Annotated in this window: 15 protein-coding genes and 4 tRNA genes; 3 read left to right on the top strand and 16 right to left on the bottom strand. The window is 60.3% G+C overall.

What is annotated here, in order from left to right; all coding sequences use genetic code 11:
- Positions 1-11: 11 nt before the first annotated feature.
- Positions 12-1,604 (top strand): malate synthase A, encoded by a 1,593-nt coding sequence (gene aceB, locus ACSQ20_RS08085; protein ID WP_436018751.1) that lies wholly within the window; start codon positions 12-14, stop codon positions 1,602-1,604.
- A 14-nt stretch (positions 1,605-1,618) separates the two neighbouring features.
- Here aceB and ACSQ20_RS08080 read toward each other — a convergent pair whose 3' ends face one another.
- The gene (locus ACSQ20_RS08080) at positions 1,619-2,050 is read right to left on the bottom strand and encodes a gamma-glutamylcyclotransferase family protein (protein WP_436018749.1); all 432 of its coding nucleotides are present in this window, start codon (positions 2,048-2,050) and stop codon (positions 1,619-1,621) included.
- A gap of 193 nt (positions 2,051-2,243) precedes the next feature.
- On the opposite strand from ACSQ20_RS08080, the gene ACSQ20_RS08075 reads away from it, so the two are divergent.
- Complete coding sequence (locus ACSQ20_RS08075; protein WP_436018747.1) at positions 2,244-3,119, top strand: helix-turn-helix domain-containing protein; 876 nt, start codon at positions 2,244-2,246, stop codon at positions 3,117-3,119.
- A gap of 27 nt (positions 3,120-3,146) precedes the next feature.
- Here the strand turns inward: ACSQ20_RS08075 and ACSQ20_RS08070 are convergent, their stop codons facing one another.
- The 14 genes from ACSQ20_RS08070 to ACSQ20_RS08005 all read right to left on the bottom strand — a co-directional run bounded on the left by ACSQ20_RS08070 (position 3,147) and on the right by ACSQ20_RS08005 (position 14,855).
- Positions 3,147-3,611: a GNAT family N-acetyltransferase gene (locus ACSQ20_RS08070; protein ID WP_436018745.1), complete on the bottom strand. Its 465-nt coding sequence runs from the start codon at positions 3,609-3,611 to the stop codon at positions 3,147-3,149.
- Positions 3,612-3,804: 193 nt separating this feature from the next.
- Positions 3,805-3,881 (bottom strand) — tRNA-Asp (locus tag ACSQ20_RS08065).
- Between the two features lie 24 nt (positions 3,882-3,905).
- Positions 3,906-3,981: transfer RNA gene (locus ACSQ20_RS08060), tRNA-Glu, on the bottom strand.
- A 73-nt stretch (positions 3,982-4,054) separates the two neighbouring features.
- A tRNA-Asp gene (locus ACSQ20_RS08055) sits at positions 4,055-4,131 on the bottom strand.
- A 79-nt stretch (positions 4,132-4,210) separates the two neighbouring features.
- Positions 4,211-4,286 (bottom strand) — tRNA-Glu (locus tag ACSQ20_RS08050).
- A 288-nt stretch (positions 4,287-4,574) separates the two neighbouring features.
- Complete coding sequence (locus ACSQ20_RS08045; RefSeq protein WP_436018742.1) at positions 4,575-5,966, bottom strand: NAD(P)(+) transhydrogenase (Re/Si-specific) subunit beta; 1,392 nt, start codon at positions 5,964-5,966, stop codon at positions 4,575-4,577.
- Between the two features lie 31 nt (positions 5,967-5,997).
- Complete coding sequence (locus ACSQ20_RS08040; protein ID WP_436018740.1) at positions 5,998-7,593, bottom strand: Re/Si-specific NAD(P)(+) transhydrogenase subunit alpha; 1,596 nt, start codon at positions 7,591-7,593, stop codon at positions 5,998-6,000.
- A gap of 1 nt (position 7,594) precedes the next feature.
- Positions 7,595-8,398: a fumarylacetoacetate hydrolase family protein gene (locus ACSQ20_RS08035; protein WP_436018738.1), complete on the bottom strand. Its 804-nt coding sequence runs from the start codon at positions 8,396-8,398 to the stop codon at positions 7,595-7,597.
- A gap of 398 nt (positions 8,399-8,796) precedes the next feature.
- A complete protein-coding gene (gene frc / locus ACSQ20_RS08030; RefSeq protein WP_436018736.1) occupies positions 8,797-10,044 on the bottom strand; it encodes a formyl-CoA transferase in 1,248 nt (415 codons plus the stop codon).
- 105 nt (positions 10,045-10,149) lie between these two features.
- Positions 10,150-10,350 (bottom strand): hypothetical protein, encoded by a 201-nt coding sequence (locus tag ACSQ20_RS08025; RefSeq protein ID WP_436018734.1) that lies wholly within the window; start codon positions 10,348-10,350, stop codon positions 10,150-10,152.
- Positions 10,351-10,417: 67 nt separating this feature from the next.
- Positions 10,418-10,849, bottom strand: coding sequence for a PAS domain-containing protein (locus tag ACSQ20_RS08020; RefSeq protein WP_436018732.1), 432 nt, complete (start codon positions 10,847-10,849; stop codon positions 10,418-10,420).
- Between the two features lie 115 nt (positions 10,850-10,964).
- On the bottom strand, positions 10,965-12,215 hold the full coding sequence (gene frc, locus ACSQ20_RS08015; RefSeq protein ID WP_436018730.1) for a formyl-CoA transferase: 1,251 nt from the start codon (positions 12,213-12,215) through the stop codon (positions 10,965-10,967).
- 29 nt (positions 12,216-12,244) lie between these two features.
- Positions 12,245-13,927, bottom strand: coding sequence for an oxalyl-CoA decarboxylase (gene oxc, locus ACSQ20_RS08010; RefSeq protein WP_436022987.1), 1,683 nt, complete (start codon positions 13,925-13,927; stop codon positions 12,245-12,247).
- A gap of 214 nt (positions 13,928-14,141) precedes the next feature.
- Complete coding sequence (locus ACSQ20_RS08005; RefSeq protein ID WP_436018728.1) at positions 14,142-14,855, bottom strand: GntR family transcriptional regulator; 714 nt, start codon at positions 14,853-14,855, stop codon at positions 14,142-14,144.
- Positions 14,856-15,069: 214 nt separating this feature from the next.
- Between ACSQ20_RS08005 and ACSQ20_RS08000 the strand changes: the two genes are divergently transcribed.
- Positions 15,070-15,456, top strand: coding sequence for a hypothetical protein (locus ACSQ20_RS08000; RefSeq protein WP_436018726.1), 387 nt, complete (start codon positions 15,070-15,072; stop codon positions 15,454-15,456).
- A 148-nt stretch (positions 15,457-15,604) separates the two neighbouring features.
- Here the strand turns inward: ACSQ20_RS08000 and oxlT are convergent, their stop codons facing one another.
- Complete coding sequence (oxlT, locus tag ACSQ20_RS07995; protein WP_436018724.1) at positions 15,605-16,918, bottom strand: oxalate/formate MFS antiporter; 1,314 nt, start codon at positions 16,916-16,918, stop codon at positions 15,605-15,607.
- Between the last annotated feature and the right edge of the window lie 492 nt (positions 16,919-17,410).

Genomic DNA, 17,410 nt, shown 5'->3' with positions numbered 1-17,410 from the left:
AGGAGAAACTCATGGCGAACCCGCTGTCGCTGCCGCAAGGCATCGAAATCACCGCCCCCATCGAACCCGGCTTCGAAACGATCCTGACGCCCGATGCACTGACATTGGTAGCGACACTGCATCGTGCATTCGACGCGCGCCGCCGCGAGTTGCTCAAAGCGCGCCAAGCGCGCACGCGGCGACTCGACGCCGGCGAGCGGCCTGACTTCCTGAGCGAGACCAAGGCCATCCGCGAAGACGACTGGAAGATTGCCGCGCTGCCGCGTGATCTGGCATGCCGTCGCGTCGAAATCACCGGGCCCGTCGAGCGCAAGATGATCATCAACGCGCTCAATTCGGGTGCCGATGCGTACATGACCGATTTCGAAGATTCGAACACGCCGAACTGGCACAACCAGATCACCGGTCATTTGAATCTGATGGATGCGGTGCGTCGCACGATCTCGCTCGAACAAAACGGCAAGCAGTATCGGCTCAACGATAAAACCGCCACGCTGATCGTGCGCCCGCGTGGCTGGCACCTTGACGAAAAGCATGTGAAAGTGGATGGCCAGCGCGTGTCCGGCGGGATCTTCGATTTCGCGCTCTACCTCTTTCACAACGCAAAGGAATTGCTTGCGCGCGGCAGCGGGCCCTACTTCTATCTGCCGAAACTCGAAAGCCATCTTGAAGCGCGGCTGTGGAATGACGTGTTCGTGGCCGCGCAAGAAGCGTTGGGGCTGCCGCGCGGCACGATTCGCGCGACCGTGTTGATCGAGACCATTCTGGCCGCGTTCGAAATGGACGAGATCCTTTACGAACTGCGCGAGCATAGCTCGGGGCTCAATGCGGGCCGGTGGGACTACATCTTTTCGGCCATCAAGAAATTCAAAAGCGACAAAGATTTCTGTTTGGCCGATCGCAGCCAAATCACGATGACGGTGCCTTTCATGCGCGCCTATGCGCTGCAATTGCTAAAGACTTGCCATAAACGCAATGCGCCGGCAATTGGCGGCATGAGCGCACTGATTCCGATCAAGAACGATCCCGCAGCAAACGAAAAAGCGATGGCGGGTGTGCGCTCCGACAAAACCCGCGATGCCACCGACGGCTACGACGGCGGCTGGGTCGCCCATCCGGGCCTGGTGCCGATCGCAATGGAAGCGTTCGTGAACGTGTTGGGCGATCGGCCAAATCAAATCGCAAAGCTTCGCGACGACGTGCAGGTCACGGCAAAAGATCTGCTCGACTTCCGGCCCGAAGCGCCGATCACCGAGGCCGGCTTGCGCAATAACATCAACGTCGGCATCCACTATCTCGGCTCGTGGCTGGCCGGCAACGGCTGCGTGCCGATCCACAATTTGATGGAAGACGCCGCGACGGCAGAAATCTCGCGCTCGCAGGTGTGGCAATGGATTCGCTCGCCGAAGGGCAAGCTCGACGACGGCCGCAAGGTGAGTGGTGAACTCGTGAGTGCGCTCGCGAAGGAGGAGCTCGAAAAAGTGAAGCAGGCCGTCGGCGGCGATATCACGCCCTACGAGCGGGCTGCGCAAATCTTCGAAAAGATGTCGACGTCGGAGCAATTCACCGAATTTCTGACGTTGCCGCTTTACGAGGAAATCTGATGACGGCGTGCCGCTCAGCTGCCGTATCTGAGCGGCCGTTCGACATCGCGTGCCAGGCGATATTGGACCCAATCGCCGTTTTCGATGCGCGGGTGCGCGCCAACCGAGCCCGCGTCGATCGGATAAAAAAGACATCGCAATTCCGCGCCCGCGACTTCGACGGTGATCGCACTCGATTTAAACAGGCCATCGACGCCGGGATAAATCTCCTCGATTTCGTCGAGTACCGGCACGAGCGCGTCCTCGATCTGATAGACGTCTCCCCGCGTGAAGCCCGCGCCGGCATCGATCACGAGCCCCGGATAGCTGCCGAAATCGTAGAGCCGGCCACGCACCGAAGCGGCGCCGATCAAGCGCGGCGGCGCCATGCCGTGGCGCGCAGCCGCCAGGCTGATGTCGTTCGCCTCGCCGGCGCGCAATGTCCCATAGATGAAAATACATTGCATCAGCGCTCGTCCTATTCGAATGATTGCTGGAAGCGCATTATGCATGCCGCATGGCCCGGATGCGAGCCCCGGTATCGTGCGGCGCCCCGTGCCGCCCGCCCGGCTGCGTCGGCAACCTCTACAATAGCGGCAACCCCATGAGCTGCATTCAAACGCCGCGATCGTGCGCCGTTTCCGCTGGCGTCATCCAACCATGACCGATTCCGTGCCTTCGCCGCGTTCGGCTCGCGTGCGCTTCGTCGATATTCCGCCCGAATTCGCGCCCACGCGCGAGCATCCGATTCGCGTGCGTTCGCGGCCCGTGCTGGCCGGCGAACGTATTGCCTTGCATATGCATGCCTGGGCGCAGGTTGCCTACGCGTCGCGCGGCGTAGTGCGGCTCGCTGTCGAAAGCAGTACCTGGATCGTGCCGCCGTCACGGGCTATCTGGGTGCCGCCGCACGTGCCGCATGAAGTCGTCGTGGTCGAAGACGCGTATCTGCGCACGCTCTATATCGATGAGTCGACCGTTCCCGAAGGGCTCGAAAACTGCCGCGTGCTGGAAGTGTCCGCGTTGCTACGCGAAGTCATTGCGGCAATCGACACGCAAGCGCTCACGCCTGCGCGGGAAAAGCTGCTTGGCGCGCTCGCGCTGGACGAAATCACGCGTTCCATGCCGTTGCCACTATCGGTGCCGATGCCGCGCGAAAAGCGTCTGCGCGCGTTATGCGAGGCGCTGCTTGCCGACCCCGGCAATGCCGATTCGCTCGAATTCTGGGCCTCGAGTGTGGGCGCGAGTACGCGGACGATTGCGCGGCTCTTTCGCCAGGAACTCGGAATGAGCTTCTCGCAATGGCGGCAACAAGCGGTCCTTGCGCGCGCCATTCCGTTGCTCAATCAAGGGCGGCCGCTTTCACAGATTGCACAACAACTGGGGTACCAAAGCCAAAGCGCTTTTTCTGCGATGTTTCGGCGGGCTTTTGGCCAAAGCCCGCGCGCTTTCATGGTGCGCGGCCCCGAGCAAGCCGCAGAGCATCCGGGCGAGCCGGACGACGAAATCGCGGACTTGTCCCGTTCACACGGCCGATAAATAGTTGGATTGAGCGTCGAAAATGGCTTAAACGCGCCGCATCATGTGTCGGATGGCGCCGAGTTCGGCAAGCCGAGGGCCCACTGCGCGATAGCCCATTCGCAGATAAAGACGCGCTGCGGGATTATCGACGAACACGCGAAGCTGCAGCTCGCGCAGCCCTCGTTCGCGCGCCCAACGGTGACAGGTCTGGAGCAAATAGGTGCCCGCGCCCTGCCGCCGATGGCCCGCGGCGATCTGCACGTCGCGGATATGCAGCGAATCGCCCTCTTCGGTCATACGCAGCACGCCGATCGGCTCCTCACCGGCTTCAAGGATGAAGTTCTCGGAATCGCGCCAGCTCGCATAGAAAAGGTCCGCGCGCCAGACGAGATGATGGCGCTCGTAGTAGCCGTTCATATTCGAGCGCGTGAGCGCTTCCGCGAAGACAAAGTCGTCAGGCGTGGCTTCGCGAAGATGAAACGGCAACGGGACGTCAGACGGATCGAACATCGCACGCGGGAAACGGAGGGCAGTGGAAAACACGGTAAGGCAGCACGGCGCGGCTTGCAACTAAGATTTGCCCGGCACCGCCGCGCGGTTCACGCGATTTCATTCGATTATCGGGCGACCATTGCGCCGTAACGAGGGTGGTTGCCAAATAAAGAAGCCCGTTCGAGCTGATACTCGAACGGGCTTTCTAGTTTGGCGGAGTGGACGGGGCTCGAACCCGCGACCCCCGGCGTGACAGGCCGGTATTCTAACCAACTGAACTACCACTCCAGGTCTTGCTTGTTTTGACGCGTTTGGCGTCCCCTAGGGGATTCGAACCCCTGTACTCACCGTGAAAGGGTGATGTCCTAGGCCTCTAGACGAAGGGGACAAAACTTGCCGCCGACTAACGGCTTACACCTTATTAAAAAAGCCCGTTCAAGCATGAATGAACGGGCTTTGTCTGGCGGAGTGGACGGGACTCGAACCCGCGACCCCCGGCGTGACAGGCCGGTATTCTAACCAACTGAACTACCACTCCAGGTCTTGCTCGTCATGACGCCAGCGCGGCATGTGCGACGCTGGCAGCGCAACGCCTGATAAAAGCGCCGCGTGACGTTTGGCGTCCCCTAGGGGATTCGAACCCCTGTACTCACCGTGAAAGGGTGATGTCCTAGGCCTCTAGACGAAGGGGACAAAAATCTCGTCGTATTTCCTGCGCGTGTTTCCGCGTGCTGCAGATTACTTCTCGGTACTCCGCGCTTACTGCTTGCATTCGCGACCAACTTTCGTCGAAAGCGAAGAACGGCATTCTATCTTCCTGCACCGTATTTGTGAAGCGTTTTCTTAGCAACCACAGCGCGCTTGGATCGAAAACCGGCCAAAAACCGCTGAAAACGCACCCCATACGTAGAGCCAGAAATTATACGCACGAGTTCTCGTCGCCAGCAAGGAATTTATGCCGCGGCACTTACACCGAGACACTCACACTGCGAGCGATTTCAGCAAAGCATCGACACTCGCCTTGGCATCGCCGAACAACATGCGCGTGTTGTCCTTGTAAAAGAGTGGGTTGTCCACGCCCGCATAGCCCGACGCCATGCTTCGTTTGGAGACCACCACGGTGCGTGCTTTCCATACTTCGAGCACGGGCATGCCCGCAATCGGGCTCGCAGGATCTTCGAGCGCGCCAGGGTTGACGATATCGTTAGCGCCGATCACAAGGACGAGATCCGCATGGGAGAAATCGTCGTTGATCTCATCCATCTCGAGCACGATGTCATACGGCACCTTCGCTTCCGCGAGCAGCACGTTCATATGTCCCGGCAAGCGGCCGGCGACAGGGTGAATGCCGAAGCGCACCCGCACCCCCATTGCGACGAGCTGGCGTGTGATCTCGCTGATGGTCGATTGCGCCTGCGCCACCGCCATACCGTAACCGGGCACGATGATGACGTCCGATGCGTCGCGCAGCAGCACGCCGACTTCGTCGACCGACGCCGCAATCACCTCGCCCCCTGCCGCTGCGACACTGACCGCTTTCGTCGTACCGAATCCGCCGAGGATCACCGAAATGAAGCTGCGGTTCATCGCACGGCACATGATGTAGCTGAGGATCGCACCGCTCGAGCCGACGAGTGCCCCGGTCGTGATAAGCAAGTCGTTGTCGAGCATGAACCCGGTGGCCGCGGCAGCCCAGCCCGAGTAGCTGTTGAGCATCGACACGACGACGGGCATGTCCGCCCCGCCGATGGCCATCACCAGATGCACGCCGAGCAGCCCGGCAACGACGATCATCGTTAGGAGTGCTAACAATCCCGCTTGAAGCGATGGTGCGGTGAGGAAACGATAGCCGAGCACCACTGCGAGCGCGACAAGTGCAAGATTCAACGCATGCCGGCCCGGCAACATGAGCGGCTTGCCGCCGATGGTGCCTTGCAACTTCAAGAACGCGACGATCGATCCCGCGAACGTGACCGTGCCGATCAACGCGCCAAGATAAATCTCGCACTCGTGGATTACCTGCTCCGCGCCGCTCAAGCCCGCAACCGGCGCGAGGTAGCTGTTCACGCCCGTGACCACCGCTGCAAGCCCGACAAAACTGTGCAGGATAGCGACGAGCTGCGGCATCTGCGTCATCGCGACGCGTTGCGCCAGCAACGCACCGATGGCGGCACCCGCGGCGGCACACACGAGCACGATAACGAGGCTCACATCGGGCGCAATCATCAGCGTTGCCGCCACCGCGATCAGCATGCCAAGCATGCCGTATAGATTGCCTCGGCGCGCAGTGGCCGGGTGGCTCAAACCACGCAGACTCAAGATGAATAGCGTGCTCGCGCCGAGATACGCGACATTGCCGATTCCGTTGAGCATTGATAAGGACTCCTTAATACTTAATCAGTTCTTAGTTTCGCTGGAACATCTTCAGCATGCGTTGCGTGACGAGAAAACCGCCGGCGATATTGATCGTGGCAACGAACAAGGCCAGCCCGCCAAGCGCCGCGACCAGCGGATTCGATGTACCCAATTGCAGCAATGCCCCAATTACGATGATTCCACTGATGGCATTGGTCACGCTCATCAGCGGCGTATGCAGCGCCGGCGTGACGTTCCAGATGACCTGATAGCCGATGAATACCGCAAGCACGAATACGGTCAGATGCGCGACGAACGAAGCCGGCGCGACCGCGCCCAGTGCGAGCAATGCCACAACTGCCGTGCCAATGAGCATGGTGCGCGTCGCCATCGAGCGTGCAGGATTGCCTTTGTTGTCGTCCCCCGTTGCCCCCGTTACCGGCACGGCTGCGGCAACCTGCGATGTGCCCGCCGCGGGCGACCGATTCGATGCAAGTGGCGGCGGCGGCCAACTTACCGAGCCGCCATGCACGACGGTAGCGCCGCGCACGACATCATCGTCCATCCGAATCTGCAACACGCCGTCCTTGTCCGGTGTCAGCTCGGTGAGCAGATGCCGGACGTTGGTCGCATAGAGCTGACTCGACTGCGTGGCCATGCGGCTCGGCAAATCGGTATAACCAACAATCGTCACGCCGTGCACACTCACCGCTTCGCCGGGACGCGTCAGCTCGCAATTCCCGCCCTGCTCCGCCGCCATGTCGACGATCACGCTGCCCGCACGCATCGATGCCACCATCTGCGCTGTGATCAACTTCGGCGCGGGCTTGCCCGGAATCAGCGCCGTCGTGACGATGATGTCGATTTCTTTCGCCTGAGCCGCGAAAAGCGCCATCTCGGCCTCGATATAGCGGGCGCTCATTTCCTTCGCGTAGCCGCCGCTGCCGCTGCTGCCGCCTTCCTCTTCGATATCGACCGTCAGAAATTCGGCGCCCATGCTCTGCACTTGCTGCTCGACCTCCGGCCGCGTGTCGAACGCCCGCACGATTGCCCCGAGGCCGCGCGCCGCACCGATCGCTGCGAGCCCGGCCACCCCTGCGCCGATGATCATGACCTTCGCGGGCGGCATCTTGCCGGCCGCTGTGATCTGCCCGGTGAACAAGCGGCCGAAATGATGCGCAGCTTCGATGATGGCGCGATAGCCAGCCATATTCGCCATCGAGCTCAAAGCATCGAGCTTTTGCGCACGCGAGATGCGCGGCACGCAATCCATTGCGAGCACATTCGCGTGGCGCGCCGCGAGCGCGTCGACGAGAGACGCATGTTGCGCGGGCCAAATAAAGCTGATCAGCGTGGCGCCCTGTTTCAACAGCGTCGCCTCCTCCACGCCGAGTATCGAGTGGAATTCTGGCGGGCGAACCTTGATGACAACATCCGCATCGCGCCACAGCATGCGAGGATCGGCTATCACTTCGGCGCCGGCCGCACGGTAAGCGTCGTCATCGAAGGACGCCGCCATCCCCGCACCCGTTTCGATCGTCACCTGATAGCCAAGCTTGCGCAAGTGGCCAACCGTATCGGGTGTTGCGGCAACACGGCGCTCTCCCGCATGCACTTCACGCGGCACTGCAATTGTCATTGCCATGTCAGCCCTCCGCTGCGCCGCTCGGGGTACGCCGAAGCTGCAGCACGTTCGACAACGCGCCGATTCCGTCGATCGATACGCTGACGGTCGCACCATCCTTGATCGAACCGACGCCGACTGACGTGCCGCACGCAATGACATCGCCCGGCATCAGCGTCATGTCCTGCGAAATGAGGCTCACTTGCTGCGCGGGAGAAAAGATCATGTCGCTAAGCGGATAGTTCTGACGTTCGACGTCATCGAGCCGCGTCACGACGCGCGCGCTCTGCCAATCGAAGTCACTGCGAATGGCGGGGCCGATGCAGCTGAAGGTGTCGAAGCCCTTGGCCCTGCACCACTGCGCGAAGTTGGGGTCTTCATTGAGAAGCTCGGCGGCCGTGACGTCGTTCACGCACGTATAGCCGAAGATATAAGCATCGGCCTCTTGCACCGTCACGTTGCTACAGCGCTTGCCGATGACAATGCCGAGTTCGCCTTCGTAGGCAATCTTTCCGTCATAGCATGCGGGTCGCACAATCGGTTGGCCGTGACCGATAACGGACATCGGCGGCTTGATCAGAAACAGCGGATGGCTTGGCGGCGCCTTGCCGAGCTTCTCGGCCAATGCGTAGAAATTGTTCCATAGCGCCACGACCTTGCTGGGCGCACATGGGCTCGTCAGCGAGATCTGATCGAGATGCCGCTCGATGCCGATCGAGCGCGCAGTGCCGAACATGTCGCCCTCGTACTCGATGACGCAGTCGTCCTCGAGCACACCAAAGCCGAACTTTTCATCGGCCGATTGAAAGCGTATCCACGACGTCATCGGGATATCTCCTGGAGGTAGAAAAATGGCGCTAAGCGGCGCGCGGCTCATGACGAGCGGCGCCGCAGCTAGGGCCTGTTCACGCTAATTACAGGCTTGCGAACGTGCCTTGCCGGGCGCAGTGCAAGGAGTGAGGAGGCGCAATAGCCATTGCTATTGCAACGACGAACAACGCCGCAATGCGCCCGGCAAGGCACGTTCCCCTGATCTATAAAATCCTTCGCGGGGCTGGCCGCCAGAAGGGCCGATCGCCGCGTCATGCTCCTTGTGAATACGTCGAGTATTCCCTTCGTCACATTCCTTGCGCTCGGCCCTTCTGGCGGCCAGCGCAAGCCTGTAATTAGCGTGAACAGGCCCTAAGCAGGACCGCGCGCGAGCGCGGCGCGGATCGAATCAGATCAGATCGCGCCGAGCGCGCGCAGCGTGGCAACTTGGTCAGCCGAAAAACCCAGCTCGGCCATGACCTCATCGGTGTGCTCGCCGAGTAGCGGCGAACGCGTGACGACAGTGGGGCTATCGGAGAGCTTGATCGGGTTGCCGACTGTCAGATACGGCCCGCGGACCGGATGATCGACTTCCACGATCGTGCCCGTCTTGCGCAGCGATTCATCCTCGGCAATTTCTTTCATCGAAAGAACGGGGCCGCACGGAATGTCGTAGCGGTTCAGTATCTGCATCGCCTCGACCTTGGTCTTCGTCATCGTCCAACGTTCGACCTCCGCGAAGATGTCCTTCAAATGCGGCAAACGGGCCTCGGGCGTGGCGTAAGCGGGATCCGTCGTCCATTCTTCCTTGCCGATCACGTTGCAGATCTTGCTCCATACGGGCGCTTGCGCAATGAAGTAGATGTAGGCGTTATAGTCCCACTCCCAGTCTTTGCAGCGCAGGATCCAACCCGGTTGCCCACCGCCTGACGCATTGCCGGCGCGCGGAACGGCCGGCCCGAACGTTCCCTTCGGATGCTGCGGATACTCGCGCAGCACACCGGTGCGATCGAGCCGCTGCTGATCGCGCAGCTTCACGCGGCACAGGTTCAGCACGGCGTCTTGCATCGCCGCCAGCACATACTGGCCGCGGCCTGTCACCGTGCGCTGGTAAAGCGCAGTGACGATGCCAAGCGCAAGATGCAAGCCGGTTCCGCTATCGCCGATTTGAGCACCACTCACGACGGGCGGCCCATCGTCGAAGCCCGTCGTCGATGCCGCGCCCCCCACACATTGGGCTACGTTCTCATAGACCTTGCAATCTTCGTAGGGGCCGGGGCCGAAGCCTTTGACCGAGGCCAGAATCATCCGCGGGTTCAACTCCTGAATGCGCTCCCAACCGAAGCCCATCCGTTCCAATGCGCCCGGCGCAAAGTTTTCCACCAGGACGTCGCATTGGAGAATCAGCGCCTCCAACACTTTCTTGCCTTCGGGATGCTTCGCATCGATCGTGACCGAGCGCTTGTTGTGGTTGAGCATCGTGAAGTAAAGGCTGTCGGCATCGGGAACGTCACGCAACTGTTCGCGTGTGACATCTCCCGCCCCCGCCCGCTCCACTTTGATGACGTCCGCACCGAACCAGGCCAACAGCTGCGTGCAGGTCGGCCCGGATTGCACATGCGTGAAGTCGAGGACACGCACTCCTTTCAACGCCTTGCCCACTTCATGTCTCCCAAATGCGTTCGTCTCGCGATCTTCCGCAAATGATCAGTAGTACTAAGTTAGTTTTATCCAACCAAATCATCCGCCGTACAACTGCTGCTTTCGTTAGGGCGCCGCATTGGCCGACACGATGAGTGCCATCGCCACACGTCGCGCGGCTGCGAGCGCCGCTGCCTCGCTTTCGAACACAGCGTCGTCGGCCATGCGTTGATATGGCAACAGGCCTGCAGGCTCGCGCGGCGCCTCGTCATCCGTGCTACGCAACGCGGCGTATGCCGCCCATCCACCGTTGTCGATCAATTGCATCGCACACAATTCGAGGCGAAAACGCCCTAGTATTTCCACATGCATCGCCTGCCTCTTTCGTTGCGGTTTATGCGCCGACGCGCGCCTCCAGCTCCGCCAAGCGCTTGCGCAAATTGCGCTCTTCCTGGAAGCGCGCGGTTTCGTCGCGAATCACCGCGACGATGCCGGTCAGCGCGCCGTTTTCCGCATGCAACAACGCAACGGTGAACGCAATCGACAGCGAGCGCCCATCCTTGTGTACTGCCGGCACTTTGAGCACGTCATTGCCATAGCGCGTGAGGCCGGTTTCCATCGTCTTTTGGTAGCCGTCCCAGTGACGTTGCTGCAAACGCTGCGGAATGATCAAATCGAGCGACTGGCCAAGCGCTTCGTCTTCGGTAAAGCCAAAGATGCGCCCGGCTGCGCCGTTCCAAAGCGTGATCTTGCCGGCGGCGTCGGATACCACCACCGCATCGCCGATCATCGAGACGAGTTGCTCCAAATCGACTGTCGTTTGCATCGCGCTTATCCATTCATAGAGATAAAGGAGGGCAACGGCCCGGCATCCGCAAAGCACCTTCCCGCCAACCATCACCCGCCCATCACGCCGCAAGATCGCGCCTTAGATTGCGCCGTTAGACCGCACCGATCCCGCGCATCTGGAACACCTGTTCCTTGGTGTAGCCGAGTTCGAGCAGCACTTCGTCCGTATGCTCGCCCAAAAGCGGCGACCCGGTGATCTCGGGCTTCAAGTCCGAAAACTTGATCGGGCTGCCCACCGTCAGGTACGTGCCGCGCTCCTTATGCTGCACTTCGACGATCGACCCGGTCTTGCGCATCGACTCATCGTAGGCCAGATCTCTCATGCTCAGCACCGGCGAGCAAGGAATGTCGAACTTGCGCAGGATATCCACCGCTTCGTACTTCGTCTTGTCGGCAAGCCACTCCTCGATCTTGGCGAAGATGTCGAAGATATGCGGCTGACGCGCTTCGGCGGTGTTGTAATCCGGGTCATCGATCCACTCCGGCCGGCCCAGCGCACGGCAGATCGGTGCCCAAGCGTGCCCTTGAATCGTGAAGTAAATATAGGCGTTCGGATCGGTTTCCCACCCTTTGCACTTGAGCACCCAGCCCGGCTGGCCGCCACCACCGGCATTGCCGCCGCGCGGCACCGCATCGCTGAACGTGCCGTTCGGATATTGCGGATACTCCTCGAGATAGCCGACGCGCTCCAGGCGCTGCTGGTCGCGCAGCTTCACGCGGCAAAGGTTCAGCACAGCGTCTTGCATTGCGACAGCAACCTTCTGCCCCTTGCCCGTCTTCTCGCGGCCGATCAGCGCGGTGAGAATGCCGATGGCCAGATGCATGCCGGTATTGCTGTCACCGAGTGCGGCGGCGCTCACTGTCGGCGGGCCGTCCCAGAAACCGGTGGTCGATGCGGCACCGCCCGCGCACTGCGCAACGTTCTCGTACACCTTCAGATCGGAATAATGGTGCCCTTCGGAGAAGCCCTTCACCGATGCGACGATCATCTTCGGGTTCAGCTCGCTGATGCGCTCCCATGAAAAGCCCATCCGGTCGAGCGCGCCGGGACCAAAGTTCTCCACGAGCACGTCCGATTCGCGAATCAGCTTTTCGAGCACTTCCTTGCCTTCGGGCTTTTTTGTATCGAGCGTCAACGAGCGCTTGTTGCTGTTGAGCATCGTGAAATAAAGCGCATCCACACCAGGAATATCACGCAATTGCGTGCGCGTGACATCGCCCGAGCCGGGGCGTTCGACCTTGACGACGTCGGCACCGAACCAGGCGAGCATCTGCGTACAGGCGGGGCCTGCCTGCACGTGCGTGAAATCGATGATCTTGATGCCTTCCAAGGGTAAGCTCATGTTTCGTTCTCCTAAAGAATATCGAGGCGTTACTTCTTGTTCGCCGAGCTTTGCGGATTGAGATTCGTCAGTCGGCCGCTTTCGGTACCGGCCGATTCGTCGATGACGGCATTGATCAGCACCGGCTTGCCGAGCGCAATCGCTTCGACGAGCGCCTTTTCAAGCTCGGCCGGTGTCGTGACGTGATAGCCCTTGCCGCCGAACGCCTCGATCATCTTGTCGTAGCGGGCACCTTTGACGAATACCGTCGGGGCCACGTCTTTCGTGCCCGAGGGGTTCACGTCCGTGCCGCGATAAACACCGTTGTTATTGAAGACCACCGTGCAAACCGGCAGGTCATAGCGGCAGATCGTCTCGAGCTCCATGCCGCTAAAGCCGAACGCACTATCGCCCTCGATGGCAATTACCTGCTTGCCCGTTTCGACTGCTGCGCCGATCGCGAAACCCATGCCGATGCCCATGATTCCCCACGTGCCGCAGTCGAGGCGCTTGCGCGGCTCGTACATGTCGATGATGCTGCGCGCGTAATCGAGCGTGTTGGCGCCCTCGTTGACGATCGTGATGTCCGGATGTGCCTTCACGATGTCGCGCAGCACACGCAACGCACTGTGGAAATTCATCGGCTTCGGATCTTGCGCCAACGTCTGCGCCATCTTTGCCAGGTTCTTGTTCTTGCGTTCGGCGACGGCCGCGAGCCATTCGGGATTCGGCCGCGCGAAGTCAGTGCCCAAACCTTCGACGAGCGCCGAGACGCACGAAGCGATGTCACCGATCACGGGTGCGGCAATCGCGACGTTGCTGTCGATCTCGGTCGGTGAAATGTCGACCTGAACGAACTGCTTGGGGGCACCCCAGGTCTTGCCTTTGCCGTGCGCGAGCAGCCAGTTCAAGCGTGCGCCGATCAATACGACGACATCGGCTTCGGCCAGCACAAACGAGCGCGCGGCCGACGCCGACTGCGGATGGTTGTCGGGCAAGAGCCCCTTCGCCATCGACATCGGCAGATACGGCACGCCCGTTTTTTCGACGAACGCACGAATCGTGGCATCGGCCTGCGAATAAGCGGCGCCTTTGCCGAGCAGAATCAGCGGACGCTTCGCACGCTTGAGCAGCTCGAGCGCGCGCGTGACCGACTCCGGCGCCGGCAATTGGCGCGGCGCTGCATCGACGACCTGAATGAGCGAGCTTTTGCCCTTCTCGGCCGTCAGCGTCTGCGCAAGCAGCTTCGCCGGCAGATCGAGATAAACGCCGCCGGGCCGGCCGGAGACGGCTGCACGAATAGCTCGTGCGATGCCGATGCCGATGTCCTCGGCATGCAAGACGCGGAACGCAGCCTTGGCATGGGGTTTGGCGATGTTGAGCTGATCCATCTCCTCGTAATCGCCCTGCTGCAAATCGACGATCTCGCGCTCGCTGGAGCCGCTCACCAGAATCATCGGAAAGCAGTTGGTCGTCGCGTTCGCAAGTGCGGTCAGCCCGTTCAGGAAGCCCGGCGCCGAAACCGTCAGGCACACCCCTGGCTTTTGCGTGAGATAACCTGCAGCAGCCGCTGCATTGCCTGCGTTTTGCTCGTGACGAAAGCTGATGACGCGCATGCCCTCGGCTTGCGCGAGTCGCGCCAGATCGGTGACGGGAATCCCGGGCAAGCCGTAAATCGTCTCGATGCCATTCAGCTTCAGTGCGTCGATGACGAGATGAAAGCCGTCCGTCATCGGCGGTGTTTCGATTGCGGGGATCGTCTCCGGCTCAATTGTCCCAACGACTTCTGCCATGTCTTGCCTCCTTGGCGCAGATATTTTGCGGCATCTGTGATATACAATATTCCACACACAGTATTAGATCAAGCGCTTTTTGCTGCTGTGGTCCCTACCGTTACCCAGGGTCTTCCCTGCCTTACCGCTTCTTTACGACTGCGCGCTCATGCGTTCAGTCAAGGAAGTGGCCATGTGCTTCGACAAACGTGGCGAGATCGAGCGAGTGCTGACGCACGAGCCGCTCGGCGCGTTCCGTGTCGCGCGCTTCGAGCGCTTCGATAATGCGCATGTGATCGCTGATTGAGCGTGAAGCGCGGTCGCTCTTGGCGATCGTCATGCGGCGAATCGCCCGCACGTGAACGAAGATGTTTTTGATCGTCTCGACGAGCACCGTCGATTGCGACAACTCGACAAGCGACTGATGAAACGCGATGTTCGCCTCCGAGTACTCCTCCAGATGATCGGCCGGCGCGGCTTCGCCAAAGTCGTCGAACAAGCGCCGCAGCCGGGCAATGTCGGCATCCGACGCACGCGACGTAGCAAGCCGGGCCGCCATACTTTCCAGGGCGGCCCACATCTGGATCATCTCGACCACTTCGAGCTTCGTCTTGCGCAGGATGTAGACGCCGCGCCTCGGCACTGTCCTCAAGAAACCTTCCTGCTCGAGTAGCGTCATGGCCTCCCGCACGGGCGTACGGCTGACGCCGAGCGCTTCCGCCACTTCCTTCTCGTCAAGCCGAATTTCCTCGCGCGAGTGATAAATGTCCGTCTCCGCGATCGCACGCTTCAAGCTCGCATAGGCACGGTCGCGCAACGAGACCGACGCGCCGATCGGCGCAAGCACCAATGCGATCGGCGTTCCCTCGCTCTCAGCTTGCGTTTGCATGACAGATGTCTCCTCGCCTCTTCGATATGTTGAATACTGTATATCAGATATCAATAAGAACCGAGAGGAATGTTGTGCGTGTCATTGATGGGCGCTTCAATGCGTCCCGATCAATAGTTATTCGTTTATGGATTTCAAATAAAACTTTAACTATCGTCTATCGTCTTGCCGCCCTATGCTTTAGCCCATCACCGAATGCTCGAAGGAGGAGACAATGAACCCGTCATCTGTTGATGAGCGCGACAGCGCTGCCGGCCGCGATCTGCACGCGCATGTGTGCGCCTACAACATGGCCTTTGCGGAGTTGGGCCTGCGTTTTCGCTGGGACACCGAAACGCTTGCAACGCTGCTGTCAATCGAAGACGAGGCACAACGGATCGTCGCGTATATCGAAGCACACCAGCCGCATCTGCTCACCGCATACAGCGCCGAATTTCTGAGCCAGGCAATCCTCGCCAGGAAAAACGCGCTGCGGCCCGAGGCACTGCCGAGCAGCAGCATTGCCGCCATCGAAACCAACCGCCCGTCTGCCGTGCAAACCCGCATTCGCGGCTCGCAGCTCCCGGCGGACCATGTTTTGCCGACGCTCGCCGGCGCCTGATAAATCGTTAGTACTCCTAACTAAACCGCCAACGCCGCGCAGATTCACGCGCGGCGTTTTGCATTCATCCAATCGCCAAATCACCAAGCCAAGTCACAAAAAAACAAGCGCCTTGCCCGTCGTCGAGCAAGGCGCCCTTTCGTTCCAATCAATGCGTAAGTGTCGAGGAAGAGCTGCTTGCGGCGGGCACGAACGGCTGCTCATCGCCTTGCGCGCCGATCCAGCGGGCACGTAGCGGCGCGAGCACGAATTTGGCGGAGATACCCGCTGTGATCGTGATGCCGGCGGCGACGAGGAAGACAGCGTTCCATCCCCCCGTTGTGGCAAGAATCGAAGCCAGCGGTACGAGCAGTGAAGCTGTGCCCTTGGCCGTATAAAGCAAGCCTGCGTTGCCGGCGGCGAACTTGCTGCCGAACGTATCCGCGCAAATCGCCGGGAAGATCGAGAAGATCTCGCCCCAGCACAGGAAGATGAGCGCGGCGAACGTCATGAACGCATAGGGATTCGTGCCGTATTGCATCATGCCAAGCAGCGCAAGTCCTTCACCGATAAAGACGATGAACATTGTGTTTTCACGCCCGATTCTGTCCGATACGAAGCCGCACAGCGGACGCGTGAACCCGTTGCAGATGTTGTCGATCGACAGCGTCATCGTCAGCAGCGGCAGCGTCAGCCCAAAAAACGACATCGGCAGACGGGCGAGCCCGAGATCCTTCGCGATCGGCCCGATTTGCGCCGTGGCCATCAACCCGCCCGCGGCGACCGCCACGAACGACAGGTAAATGACCCAGAACACCGGTGTGCGCGCCATTTGCCCCGGCGTGAGATCGACCTTCGTCACGGCAAACTTGCGCTTGGGAGCGACACGGCCTTGCGCCGTCGGCTTTCTAAGCAGCATCGCGAACAGGAAAATGCAAGCGCCCTGCAAGATGCCGAAAAAGAAGAAGGCATGTTCGTAACCCGAGCGCGCGATCATATTGGCGATCGGAATCACCGTCACCGCTGCGCCCGCGCCGAAACCTGCCGCGGTCAAACCAGCCGCCAGCCCACGCCGATCGGGAAACCACTTCAGCGCGTTGCCCACGCACGTGCCGTAGACGCAACCAGCGCCTACACCGGCGATGACCGAAGCAACATACAGTTCAGGCAACGTCGAAGCAAACGAATAGACGACCCACGCCACACCGGCGCAAATCGCACCCAGCGCCACGACGGGCCGCGGCCCGAAGCGGTCGACAAGCCAGCCTTCGACCGGCACGAGCCACGTCTCGGTAATGATAAAGATGGAAAACGCCAGTTGAATGGACGCGGGCTCCCAATGATGTCTTGACTGCATGGGTGCCACGAAAAGTGTCCAGGCGTATTGCAGGTTCGCAACGAGCGCCATACATAGCATGCCGATGACAAGCTGCCACCACCGGTTTTTCCAAAACGCAGGCGCGTCCAGGGCGGTTCCGTCCATGTGCTTCGTCTCCATCAGTCTAATTATCGAAAACTTAAGGCGCAAAATGGCTGCACTCGCTGATCGGCACATTCCTCGGGAGAATGCGACTGATCACGTACTCATGAGCATTAGCCGATGATGCGAGACGCAATAAGCCAAACAGTCAGCACATAAAACGTCGCTCAATGCCCGACGCGGCGCACGCGCCTCGATCATCGCCTGGAACGTTCTTGTGATGGGATCTGCTTGATTGCATATACGCATGCTAGGGGCACCGATCAATTACCGATAATCAAAGTTTATTACCGTGTCGATTCACGTTAGCTTATAGGTCGACTGTGCTATCCACCCGCCGCCGTCCCGCACGTCACCTGCGCGTTAAACCTGTGGCATCGAACGCCTGCTGATGGGTCGCCCAGGCCCGCGGAGTCGCGATTCGCCTCGATAGCAGAACGCATAACATGGGCAATAACCACCGCATCTAGGGGTCTGTGCTAGGTTGGGAAAATT

Source organism: Trinickia sp. LjRoot230 (assembly GCF_964253315.1).
Taxonomy (GTDB): Bacteria; Pseudomonadota; Gammaproteobacteria; order Burkholderiales; family Burkholderiaceae; genus Trinickia.
The sequence above is the reverse complement of the archived record's forward strand: the minus strand, read 5'-3'. Positions and strand labels throughout refer to the sequence as shown.